The following is a 12,237-nucleotide window of genomic DNA, read 5'->3' on the forward strand; positions in this document are numbered from 1 at the left end:
CGGAGTCAAAGTCCCCCTTTTTAAGGGGGATTTAGGGGGATCTAAAACTTTTGATGCCGACAAGAGGAATTTTTAAATCACCTCTAAGCCGATTTACGTTTCATAACATAATTTGGTTTACTCCCACCAATTTACTTAGCACAAATTTTGATGATTAAATATTATTGAATTTTTCGTAATGATCCGTTTGTCTTGTGACAAATGACAAATGACTTACTTAACTTCCACAGCAACTTCCGCAGACATCCCCGGTGTAATCCGCGATTCGTAACCTTGAATACTCTTTTGGTCGAAAACTATTTTTACTGGGATGCGCTGCACAACTTTGGTAAAGTTACCTGTAGCGTTATCCGGTGGCAATAAGGCAAACTGAGCGCCGGAAGCTGGCGAAATACTGTCAACACGACCAATAAAGGTATGATGAGGGAAAGCATCTAGCTTGATTTCTACTTGCTCTTGTGGCCGCATCTTTTCTAATTGAGTTTCTTTGAAGTTCGCAATTACCCAATAGCTGTTATCCACGATCGCCATTAATGGTGTTCCCGATTGGACTCGGTTGCCAACTTCCACGTTTTTTCTACCTATACGTCCGGCACTGGGCGCGGTAATGTTGGCATAAGATAGTTGCAATTGTGCGTCTTTAAGCGATGCTTCTGATTGCGCGATCGCAGCTTTTGCCGCTTCGTATTGACTACGTTTTACTGTTGTATCTTGTCCGCCGGCGGTAGCTTGTTGCAATCCACCCTTGGATGCTGCCAATTTAGCTTGGGCGCTAACTACATTTTCTTGCGCTTGTGCTAATTGAGATTGGGCTTGGGCTACACCAACTTTGGCGGAGGCTAACTTGGCTTGGGCTTGTTCTACTCCCTGAATGGCGGCGTTTTTTTGTGCGGAAGCGACATCATAATCTGCTTTAGCGGTGTCTAACTGCTGACGAGCGATCGCACCTGTTTTATACAACTCGTTGTAACGATTGTAATCTGTTTGAGCTTTTTCCAAATTCGCATTGGCTTGCGCTACCTGGGCTTGGGCGGCGGGAATCCCTGCTTGGGCTAGTCTGACTTGGGCTTGGGCTGCTGGTATCCCAGCTTGGGCTTCTTGTACTGCTGCTTGGGCTGTGGAAATTGCTGCTACTGCACCGCTGACATCCCCCTGCGCTTGAGTTGTCTTCCCACTAGTGGTTTGTGAAGTTAAAGCAATATTTGCTTGGGCGGCTTGCGCTTGACTTTGAGCATTTTCTAGGGCGGCGGCTGCTTGTTGTACCTTACTTTGATAGTCCCGTGGATCTAACTCCACTAACAATTGTCCTGGTTGCACCAGTTGGTTATCATTCACAAGCACCTGACTTACAGTTCCGGGAATGCGGCTACTAATTTGGTGAATATTTCCCGCAACGGTGGCGTTGTCTGTTTCCTGATGGGTAGAGGCATATTGCCAGTAGTGATAACCAAAAGTACCTGCGGCGATCGCAGCGACACCTAATCCTGTCAAAATTAAAGCAGTCGGTTTTTTCCGCTTCGGTGGAATTTCTTTCTTGATCTCAGGTGCTTCTGTTGTTACAGTCACAGCTTCTAAAGTCTCTGAATCAGGAATGATTTCTTTTTCTATAACTGGGATCTTGTTTTGGTTGTGTCCGTTAAAAGTATTAGCGCTCATGATTCTTAACTCGCTTGTTCGATAATTTGATTGATAGTCGTTTATTTAGAATGCGTAATATTTCCTGAAAAAAATCTTTTTTCCTTAGTATGCGTAGTATTATCTCAAAACCAATCCTGACATCACTTCCTCCGGTCGGGTGATTATAGGATGAGCTTTTAGGAGAGGTTAGCGATCGCCCGATTCAAGATTTGGGAAAACAGTTCTCGGTCAGCAAAAGAAATACCTTCCATCGCTTCATCACGCACGGCTGCGGCGATTGGCGGTAAGACAGCTTCTAGTTCCTTACCTGCATCGGTTAGCCAAATCCGCCAGATCCGGCGATCGTGGGTATCGCGTTCTCGACGCACCAAGCCGCGTTCTTCCATGCGATCTAGTACACCTGTCAAAGTCCCTCCCACTTGTTTGAGTTTGTCCCCAATACTAGAAGTCGGTAAACCGTCTTCTTGCCACAAACAGCACAAAACCAGCCAGTGAAACGGCGTCAATCCAAATGGTTCTAGCCTCTCAGTAAATTTGCGACTGAGCAATTGCGAGACTAATTTGATTCTGTAACCTAAATTGTATGGTGCCAGATTTTGCTGCCACGAGTCTAAAGCTGGGGAATGATTGGATGTAGTAACCATTTAGTCAAATACTTAGTGTGCGTACTATTCTAACTAAATTAATCTTTTTTAGCAACAGTTGCATTGCATCTATCTTAGGGAAGAACTTGAATAAACTGGTACTCTTTGACAGTATCGATAATACGGTGAGGCCGAGATAATTTAGCGGACTGGTTAGTATAAATCCAAGCATAGCTCAAAGCGGGTACTTGGGAAATAGAGACAACTGGTCGAGCTTGAATAGGAAGATAGAAATCAAGCATTACTTGGATTTTATCGTCTATTTGCACAAAATAGATCGGATGAGATTGGAGAATTGAAGCGATCGCAGGTTGTTGTAAAAAAGTTCTAAAAACAGGATTATAGTCGCTTAACAGGCCTATGCTACCTATCGCCGCCAAAGCTAGCCAACAGGGAATTAGCCAACCTGCAATCCAGTAACGGGCTGTAAGAAACTTCTTGCCAAAGTGGTAACGACTAATCCACACCCCAGGTAAAATTAGCCAACCCAATCCCATAGCAAAGCCAATAGTTGCATACTTACGGATGTCATAACCACCCCAACTAATAATCACAATACTTGCCATAATCAGTAAAACACCTAACCCACCAAAGCCATAACTAAGATTCCGGGGAAGATTCTGCTTGGCGAAAAGATTTGATACATTTTTTTTACCTTTTGCAAGAGGTAATTCTGAGGTATTTCTTGTTTGATAAATATTACCTAGCCAGTTTAAACCTACAGATGCAAGCAAAGCTATGAATGGATAAAGGAGAAGACTATAATGAGGGAAACGAGTAGTAAAAAAGCTCAGTTCCAAAAATAACACAAGTGGAAAGCCAACTAATATTAAATTGTAGCGACTAATTGGACGACGGACAGTCAAAAACAAACCTAAAAGTCCGAAGAAAGCCCAAGGAAATGATTTTAAAGGAATATTCCATATATAGAATAGCGGCCCATTATCATAAGGGTCATTAGAACTTAGAAACAAAAGAAAGTTGAGCAACTCTTCAAAACTCTGATTTCCATAGTGCAGCCAACTTAACCACAGCCAAACACAAGTAGGTATTAAACCTACGAAAAATCCTAAATATAAAATTGGGTTAGTAAGATGACGATGACGGCGATGTTCCCAAATTAAATAAGGTAATAAACCTGTGATTGGCAAAAAAATCATAAAGCTTCTGACTAAGAAGCCTAAACCTAAACTTAAACCAGCTAAAAAGCTCCAAAAATAGCGATATTTAGGATGTAATTCCGTTTTAATAAAAGACCAAATAGCTAAAAGTACCAAAAGAACCATAGCTACATCAGGTGTACTTAAGCGAGAGTATTGCAGCCAGAGAAATTCTACACTTAAAATTGCAGCAGCTAGCCAAGCTAATTTTTTGCCTAGCATAATTTTGCCGATTTCATACACAAGCCATAAGCTCAAAATGCCAGCAATCATACTAGGAAGACGCGCAGTAGTATCACTAACACCAAAGAGCTGGTAGAAACTAGCAATTAACCAATAAGGGCCAGGGGTTTTGTGATGTGCCTTTTCCCAAGGAGCTATCCAATTACCAGAATCAAACATCAGACGGGCCCGCGAAGCATAAAGAGCTTCATCGTGTGCCATCAGACTATTGTGCCCAGAAGTAAATAATAATAAGGGGAGTATCCAAACCAACAAACTAAAATAGGGTAATGATCCGACTAGGCGGATTTGACGCCAAATATACTGTAACAAGGGTAGTTTATATAACATTTAATTGATAAAAATTGAATCCTGCTACTTAGATTCGTTTAAGTGTCCTGCTGTTATTAAAATATCTTACATAGGGATTGTTGAAAAATACCTGAAATTGCCGTTTTTTTCGGAAACAGTCTTCCAAAATAGGGATTTATGCAGTTAAGACCGAATCAACGCCTGAAATTAGACGATAAAGACGATAAGCTATTCTATGCCTATCCCCGCTTCGTAACCCATGTGGATGAAGGATTTATTCAACAGTTAACGGATTTATATCGCGATCGCCTAAAACCCAACACCCGTATTTTTGATATGATGAGCAGCTGGGTGTCTCATCTACCAGAAGAGATGGAGTTTGACCATGTGAAGGGACACGGACTCAATGCCGAGGAACTAGCACGTAATCCTCGCTTAAATCATTACTTTGTCCAAAATCTTAACGAAAATCCGCAGTTACCCTTACCAGATGAAAATTTTGATGCTGTTCTAAATTGCGTATCAGTGCAGTATGTGCAATATCCAGAAGCAGTATTTTCCGAAATTTACCGCATTCTGAAACCTGGTGGTGTCGCAATTATCAGCTTTTCTAACCGGATGTTTTTTGAAAAGGCAATTCAAGCTTGGCGAGAGGCTTCAGAAGCACAGCGAGTGGAATTAGTCAAAGCTTACTTCGCCTCAATTCCAGGATTTACAACCGCAGAAGTTATAGCTCAAAAATCAACATTACCGAATTTCTTGCAGTGGTTGGGCGCATCTGGAGGAGATCCGTTTTATGCTGTCATAGCTTATCGTAGTTAAGCTAAATATAGCGATTCTCACGTGGATGCAATACACTCTGACCTCTCTCCAAACCTCTCTCCTAAAAGGAGAGAGGCTTTGAATCTTGCTCCCCTTCCCTCTCTTCGAGACGCTACGCGAACGTAGGGAAGGGGCTGGAGGTTAGGTCTGTATTGGACTCAACCGAGAAGTGCTATATTCACTAGTGCAAGAAGGCTTGTAGTAAGCACTTTAGTGCTTAAAAATATAAGGACTAAAGTCCTTACTACGAACTTACCTGCTCAAAATTAAAATGCTTTTGTATATACATAATTTCTGTAGATGAATTATTGGTTAATGAAATCAGAACCAGAAGCCTATAGCATTGTTGACCTTCAACAGCAGAAAGAGACTATCTGGGACGGCGTTCGCAATTATCAAGCTCGCAACTTTTTGCGCCTTATGGATCAAGGAGACTTAGCTTTTTTCTATCACTCCAGCACTAATCCTCCCGGTATTGCTGGGTTAATGCGTGTGGTGAAAAAAGATATTGCTGACCCAACCCAGTTTGATCCAGAAAGTAAATACTACGACCCGAAATCAAGTTCCGAATTACCTCGGTGGCAAACAGTTGTAGTGGAGTTTGTTGAGACTTTTTCTAATCCTATCTTGTTATCAATACTCAAAGAGAAATTTAGCGCCGAAGAGTTAATGTTGGTGAGACAAGGAAATCGGTTATCAGTAATGCCTGTCCCTGAAGCAGTAGCTTTTAAGATTCTGGCGATGAAAACCTCCTAGTTAAAATAATTCGTAATTCGTAAAATATTTTGAAGGAAGGTTGATTAACTGAACATAATGTGATTTATTCTTGCCAACTTACTTCACGCCCATTGCACAGGATCTAATTGATAGTAACGTTGCAGTTGCTCATAAAGTGCCGGATGCTTGGATAACAATTGGTGCGGTTTCTCAAAGAATGTCTCAGTCGCTACGGCGAAAAATTCTGCGGGATTTGTTGCACCATAGCTATCCATTACCGTCTTTACACCTTGTAAAACATCATTACAAAGTTGCTGATATGCTTCTGTCATCACCTTCGCCCAAATAGTATAGTCTGAGTTACTTTGCAGTATCGGAACTCCTTCAGCTTTACCATTTTCTTGATCTAATTGATGGGCGAATTCATGAAGCACAACATTACGTCCATCTCTCCAGTTATTCGTGTCTTGTTTCACCTGTTCCCAAGACACTACTAATTGGTCATTCGTCCACGATTCACCCAGTCTTGCTACACGCCTTTCTTCAACAACATAATTTCCGACAGAATTTTTTTCCTGAACAAAATAAGCATTGGGATATACCAGAATTGAACGAAGTTTGGTAAAGTACTGTCCACGTTCATTTAATAGGAGTAAACAGGCGACAGCAGCAAGGATCAGTTTCATTTCCTCCGTTACCTGTAATCCTCTACAGCCAATAAATTGCTTTTCTGCTAAGAAAACTTGAATATGCCCCTGAAGTCGCCTGATTTCATCGGGAGAAAGGCAGAGAAAGATAGGAAGATTATTCTCAATAATGGCATTCCAAAGTGGAGGAAAAGGACGATTTTTTAGACGTTTTCTTCGCTTCTTGACTAGGATAGGGTTGACTAAAATCCCAGTTATGATCAGCCCAATAATGAGAAAGACAACTATTGTTTTAATCATTTGTTTTTGAGCAGTTTACATATTTAATTTATCGGTCAACTGAGGCGATGCGGTAAAAATTTATAAAAACTACATTTACTGGTAATATAACTGCTATTGGATCAGAATTATACAAGATTGAACTTTAGTGGCAAGGGTTTTTTGTAGCCCTTGTTCAACTTTGACAATCAGTTTGTCAAAAGCCTCTTGATTTGCTGTCAATTGTTCTTGAAAAACTTTCTCTAACTCCGGCTTGATTTGCTCACACATATCATCAATTTTTTTGTCATTCAAAAAACTCGAACGAATCCAACTAGGAACATCCACATTTGTCTTGATTACTTCTTGAACACTCTTACGATTTAGCTCCATTCCTGCCGCCATAACCGAAGCTCCATATACTAGTGCAATAGGCCAGGTTAAATGCCCAGTCAGTATGAGAGTAATGATACTAGCCACAGCGCCTCCACCAATTACTACATTGACGATAAACGCTACTGTCTCAGCCAGGATAGCATCTCCAATTCGTAGCTCTGGGTTAACAAAATTTGGATCAATGCTATCCTCGAATCTTAAGCTGCTTCTAGGTATCTGAAACTTTCGACATATTGGATCGGTTTGTGCGGCTAAATCGGGTTGGATTTTATTGCTAAACCAAGAAGCACATTGATGATTAATTATCTGCACAGCAATATCGCTTTTGAGCCACTGTTCTGCTTGACTGAATAAAGATGTTTCCAAATCGGCTAAAGTCCGTATTTTGTTTTTTTGCCAATCTTTTAAACCTGGTTTAATTGCGTTGACAATCAAGCCATCTGTCAAAGGCTTAGTTAGTGATTCGATTAACTCCGGGATATGCTTTTCAATCAAGCCTTTAAGCTTATTTGAGGTAAATAGTTTGTTGACTTCTTGTTTAAAAGCAGCAGCACGTAGATCCCATCGTCCTACTCGTGCTAAACCCAGTGCAATGCAGCGTTCCGGTTCTGGATCAGGGCGAAGCAGCGTTTCTGGTTCGGGAAACATTTCCTGACAAAGAATGTGCGTAAACTTCATGCGAGATGCACCGCCAGTCATCAGTAAAAGTTTCGGCACGATTCCAAGTTTTTCTAGCTTTTCTTTCGCCTCGGTTAAAGAGTTGCTAAACGATCGCACCCAACTATGATTTTCCAGTTCCGGTAGGGGCTGGTTTAAAATTTCCTCCATGATCATTTTATTCACTTGGGGAATAAAATAAATCTGTTCGTTGATCGACTCGAAGCCACGCGCAAAGGATTCAGGATCGCTGTATAGCTGTTCATTAGAAAAGTAATCTTCTTTAGCTTTGCGACAAGCAAGTTCACAACGAGCTTGGTGATGGGGATATTCCTTAAATACTTTTTCGAGTAATGCTTTTTGTTCGTGGTTGGCGAGAGTCCGGGCAAAAATAGCTTTGTCAATTAGGGATGCACCTAAAGTATTACTCCCGAAATCTATCGGGATCTCTTCTAAGCTTTTAACCAGAGTAAAATCTGTGGTTGAAGAACCAATATCGACAATTAACACCGATCCAACAAGTTTGTCATACTCCAGTTTCCCGGCTTCCTTGGCTTGCATGAAAGCAGCCCGCGATTCTGGTACAACATTTAGTTGGGGAATGCCAGCTTCTTGAAGTAGCTTTTGGTATTCGGTGCGATCGCTAACTGTCCATCCTGAAGGGCAACCAATGTAAAAATAACTACCTTCACCACCTTCAAGTTGTTTACTTTCTTTCAAAAGGCGGTAGTAGGTTGCCACAAAAGTGCTAATTGTTTCTCGATATTTGGGATCGTTGTTGGGTTTTTGCTTGAAAGAGATTGTCAGTTGGGTAACGCCAGCTTGAATTAATGCCTGTTCACCGACAAGATAACCAAGTTTGGGATGCCAGCCAAGCGCTGTAATTTGGTTCTTCTTGTTATTAATCTCCAGCATTTGCGGAGGTTCGATGCTTTCCACGATGGCTTTAGCTACAGCCGTCTCACCGTGTCCCAAATCAAAACCGATTGTTTCTAAAATTTCCATACCCTTATTGTCTATTATTCTCTAGCTGAGGAATATGCTGGCTCAATTACCCTACCGCGTCTAATTAAGCGATCGCCTTTCAACAAAGCCGGAGTTAGAGTCACGTGATCTTTGGTATCGGGGTCGATACTTGGCTCAAAGTCAAAATACTCGCGATCGCTATTTGCTCGGTAAATTTGAGCGTTAATTCCCTGAGACATTAAAATCTGTGGCAGAAGTTTCGCCAGTTCATAAGCCATTTGGGGTTTATCAAGTTTGGATGCGCCCATTAGTCTTTGGAGAAAATTCAATAGCTCTGGCAATTCTTCTATTGCTAAGTCGCCTTCATGTTTATTTGATTCTTCTACTCTAGCCACTGCTAGGTCAATAGTGTTGAGAGCATCGCCAAGATGATCTAGAAATACTTTGCTATCAACCCTAAGAATCGGTTGAGGTAATTCCAATAGTCCTTCAGATATAGAATTATTTTGCTGATTCTTTAATTCGAGTTGAAGTACAATTTCTAATCCTATAAGTAGAGAGGTTAATAAGATAGCCATCCACGCACCTGGGGTAGTTTTAGTTAAGGAAAACAACGAACCTAAGATGCCTATATAAATTAGTCCCTTTAGCAGTTTCAGAATTAATCTGCTGCTAAACAACTTTGTACTTGGGTTAGTAATTTGTCTTTGTTCGGTTGGAGCAACTTGAAGATAGTTAGCCGCTGCAAGAGTGGCGATAGACTGCCGCAGTGTATCCAGGAAAAAGGAAGCCAGACGAACTTGAGCCAAATTAAGCTTTTCAATGTAAATTCTTTCGAGATTATCGAGTCGGTTTTGAACCAGTTTAACTATTTGCTCAATGCCGATTGTATTATCAATATCTGTCTGGAGTTGGTTGCGTTCTTCGCTAAAAAGTGAAGTAATTGTTTTCATTGCGTTGACTAAGACTTTAACGTTATTAATTAGGAGTGAAATGAACAATCGTTTTTTCATTCCACCCTGTAATCACATAATTACGAAATAATTCATAATTCATAATTCCTAATTATGAATTAAGTTGATTGCAAATTACTACCCATCAGAAGGAGTAACAGAATGTTTATCTGCGTCATTGCAGACTACGGTACAGGAGATCCGGCATTTACAGAAGTCACACAACGTCTGCTGATGACTTTTCCCCATGCCCAAATTCATTTGCTTTCGGTTCCAGCATTCAGTACCTTAGCAACGGGATTCTGGATTGCCCAACTAGGACTTAACCCTGGCCCTAGCGATCGCCTAATTTATCACAACTGTGCGCCTCGTCAGGATGATCCTGAAGCTCGTCGAGACAATGAAGGTGAAGGGCTAACTTATGCCCTTCTATCCAATGGTGTAAAAGTAGTGGGTGTGAATGCAGGCTACACCCTCTCCTTTATCAAAGACCATACAAAGGAGTTGCGAGTGGTCAACGTTTCTCGTGGTGGATCGCAGTTTCGCTCACGGGATGTGTTTCCTCCAGCTGCGGCTGCCATTATGAATGAAGATTTTAGCCTTTTGGGAGATAGCCTGAAGAGTGAGCAAATCCCAGACGTTCCACCAGATCGAATTGCCTGGATTGATGGCTACGGCAACATCAAAACAACTATTGCGGCCCATACACTTAACTTGGAGCCTCAAAGCAAGATCGTGATCCGGATTGGAGATGTGGTCAGCGATGCAGTGTATTCTGATGGCAGTTTCAAGGTGTCTGAAGGAACTTTAGCTTTTGCTCCTGGTAGTTCCGGTTGGTCAAGAGGCGATTCAGGAGAACCATTACGCTTTTTAGAGCTATTTCTGCGAGGAGGGAGTGCTTGGGAACGCTTTGGCCGTCCCCGTGTGAATCAGCAAGTAACTCGAATTGCCTAAAATCGATCGCCCCCAGAAATTCTAAAAGAAAACTCATAAACTACCAAATCAAATCCACGCCCCCACGCCTTACAGATAAACACTATCTATGTTTATCTGTAGGTATGGGAATTAGTGGTACTAACAATGACAATTGGGGTTTGGATATTAGGCGACCAACTTTCGGTAAAACAAGCAGCTTTAGAAAGTTGTTTTCATCAGGAAAACGTGCCTGTAATTTTGATCGAGTCACTGCATCATATTCAAGTAAGACCTTACCATCGGCAAAAATTAGTCTTACTTTGGTCGGCAATGAGGCATTTTGCTCAAGAGTTGCGACAACTAAAATATTCAGTCACATACAAAATAGCTGAAGATTTTGAAACACCACTCCAAGAATGGATTAGGGAAAATCAAATTACTCAGTTGCGGGTGATGACACCGAATGATCTACCATTCACCCAAATGATTAAAAGTTTAGAACTCTTTTGCACAATCACTTTGATTCCTAACAATCATTTTTTGTGGAGTACAGAAGAATTCAATAATTGGGCGTCAGGTCGTAAGCGCTTGTTAATGGAAGACTTTTATCGGGAAGGAAGGCGACGTTTCCAAATTTTAATGGAGAAAGATAAACCAGTTGGCGGACAGTGGAATTTAGATAAAGAAAATCGTCAACCACCCAAAGGTAAATTAAATACACCACCTGCACAATGGTTTGAACCAGACGAAATTACTCTCGATGTTATTGCTCAAGTTAATTCTCTCACTTGCCCAACTTATGGGGAAATAAAACCTTTTCGCTGGGGGATAAATCGCCAACAGGCACTTCTAGTATTAGACTGGTTTATTCAAAATCGTCTACCACATTTTGGCCCCTACCAAGATGCAATGGTAACGGGAGAAGAAACAATGTGGCACGCGCTACTTTCTCCTTATTTGAATATCGGGTTACTCCAACCAATGGAGGTAATTCAAGCTGTACAACAAGCATACTTCCAACAGCAATTGCCTTTAAATAGTGTAGAAGGTTTCATTCGTCAACTGTTGGGTTGGCGAGAATATATGCACGGCATCTATCACTATGTAGATGCAGATTACTCAGATAAAAATTGGTTTAACCACACACAACCGCTCCCGGAATTTTTCTGGACAAGTAGAACCGAAATGAATTGTCTACACCAGATTCTTACGCAAGTGGAACGTACTGGCTACGCTCATCATATTCAACGGCTAATGGTGTTGAGTAATTTTGCTTTGATTGCCGGACTTTCACCACAATCTGTTGAAAGCTGGTTCCACGCAGTATTTATTGATGCTTATGACTGGGTAATGCAGACAAATGTCATTGGTATGGGTTTATTTGCTGATGGAGGTGTGTTGGCATCAAAACCCTATGCTGCTTCTGCTAACTATATAAATAAAATGAGTGACTATTGCAAAAGTTGTGTTTATAACCATAAGGAACGTGTAGGTAAAAATGCTTGTCCGTTCAACTTCTTCTATTGGGATTTTCTTGACAGACACCGCCAACAACTACAGTCTCAAGGAAGGATGAGTTTTATTTTAAAGAATTTGGATAAAATGTCTTCTGAAGAATTACAGTCTATCCGCCAACAAGCCCAAGATTGGCACGCCCAGTCGTAGTGTATCGCAAGGTATTCAGAGCTAGTCACTTATCAGTACGGTAGAGGTACTTAAATGACAAAAACAACCGAGAACACATTTGGTTCAGGGATGACTAATGAAGATTGGTTTAACTTAGGAAAATCTGATGCTTGGGCTGGAAAAGCTAAATTGGCACCAGAAGAAGATTCTCAAGCTGCTAGTATGTACGACCTGGGTTACTGCGAGGGAAAAATTAAACGGCCGCCAACTGAAATTAGTCAGTCTGCTACAGCCCTTTGATATC

The 12,237-nt window shown here is 41.3% G+C and carries 11 protein-coding genes; 5 read left to right on the plus strand and 6 right to left on the minus strand.

The features are described 5' to 3' along the window. Positions 1-213: 213 nt before the first annotated feature. From ABF638_RS12100 to ABF638_RS12110, 3 genes are all read right to left on the minus strand, one after another. Positions 214-1,656 carry an HlyD family secretion protein gene (locus ABF638_RS12100; RefSeq protein ID WP_435022956.1) on the minus strand — a complete coding sequence of 481 codons (1,443 nt, stop codon included), beginning with the start codon at positions 1,654-1,656 and terminating at the stop codon, positions 214-216. Positions 1,657-1,814: 158 nt separating this feature from the next. Further along, the gene (locus tag ABF638_RS12105) at positions 1,815-2,282 is read right to left on the minus strand and encodes a MarR family winged helix-turn-helix transcriptional regulator (RefSeq protein ID WP_435022957.1); all 468 of its coding nucleotides are present in this window, start codon (positions 2,280-2,282) and stop codon (positions 1,815-1,817) included. Between the two features lie 74 nt (positions 2,283-2,356). Next, the gene (locus tag ABF638_RS12110) at positions 2,357-4,015 is read right to left on the minus strand and encodes an ArnT family glycosyltransferase (protein ID WP_435022958.1); all 1,659 of its coding nucleotides are present in this window, start codon (positions 4,013-4,015) and stop codon (positions 2,357-2,359) included. Positions 4,016-4,153: 138 nt separating this feature from the next. Here ABF638_RS12110 and ABF638_RS12115 point away from each other — a divergent pair, with 138 nt between their 5' ends. Beyond that, a complete protein-coding gene (locus ABF638_RS12115; protein ID WP_435022959.1) occupies positions 4,154-4,798 on the plus strand; it encodes a class I SAM-dependent methyltransferase in 645 nt (214 codons plus the stop codon). 300 nt (positions 4,799-5,098) lie between these two features. Further along, positions 5,099-5,554, plus strand: a complete 456-nt coding sequence (locus tag ABF638_RS12120; RefSeq protein ID WP_435022960.1) for an EVE domain-containing protein — start codon at positions 5,099-5,101, stop codon at positions 5,552-5,554. Positions 5,555-5,637: 83 nt separating this feature from the next. Here the strand turns inward: ABF638_RS12120 and ABF638_RS12125 are convergent, their stop codons facing one another. The 3 genes from ABF638_RS12125 to ABF638_RS12135 form a co-directional block, all read right to left on the minus strand. Further along, positions 5,638-6,462: a M90 family metallopeptidase gene (locus ABF638_RS12125; RefSeq protein ID WP_435022961.1), complete on the minus strand. Its 825-nt coding sequence runs from the start codon at positions 6,460-6,462 to the stop codon at positions 5,638-5,640. 93 nt (positions 6,463-6,555) lie between these two features. Beyond that, positions 6,556-8,478, minus strand: coding sequence for an Hsp70 family protein (locus tag ABF638_RS12130; protein WP_435022962.1), 1,923 nt, complete (start codon positions 8,476-8,478; stop codon positions 6,556-6,558). 14 nt (positions 8,479-8,492) lie between these two features. Next, the gene (locus tag ABF638_RS12135; RefSeq protein WP_435022963.1) at positions 8,493-9,392 is read right to left on the minus strand and encodes a hypothetical protein; all 900 of its coding nucleotides are present in this window, start codon (positions 9,390-9,392) and stop codon (positions 8,493-8,495) included. 162 nt (positions 9,393-9,554) lie between these two features. On the opposite strand from ABF638_RS12135, the gene ABF638_RS12140 reads away from it, so the two are divergent. The 3 genes from ABF638_RS12140 to ABF638_RS12150 all read left to right on the plus strand — a co-directional run bounded on the left by ABF638_RS12140 (position 9,555) and on the right by ABF638_RS12150 (position 12,233). Beyond that, positions 9,555-10,346 (plus strand): SAM hydrolase/SAM-dependent halogenase family protein, encoded by a 792-nt coding sequence (locus ABF638_RS12140; protein ID WP_435022964.1) that lies wholly within the window; start codon positions 9,555-9,557, stop codon positions 10,344-10,346. Positions 10,347-10,472: 126 nt separating this feature from the next. Beyond that, positions 10,473-11,972: a cryptochrome/photolyase family protein gene (locus ABF638_RS12145; protein WP_435022965.1), complete on the plus strand. Its 1,500-nt coding sequence runs from the start codon at positions 10,473-10,475 to the stop codon at positions 11,970-11,972. Positions 11,973-12,026: 54 nt separating this feature from the next. Beyond that, positions 12,027-12,233: a hypothetical protein gene (locus ABF638_RS12150; protein WP_069074228.1), complete on the plus strand. Its 207-nt coding sequence runs from the start codon at positions 12,027-12,029 to the stop codon at positions 12,231-12,233. Positions 12,234-12,237 lie beyond the last annotated feature (4 nt).

This window comes from Nostoc sp. CALU 1950 (genome assembly GCF_051172895.1).
In the GTDB taxonomy this organism is placed as follows: domain Bacteria; phylum Cyanobacteriota; class Cyanobacteriia; order Cyanobacteriales; family Nostocaceae; genus Nostoc; species Nostoc edaphicum_A.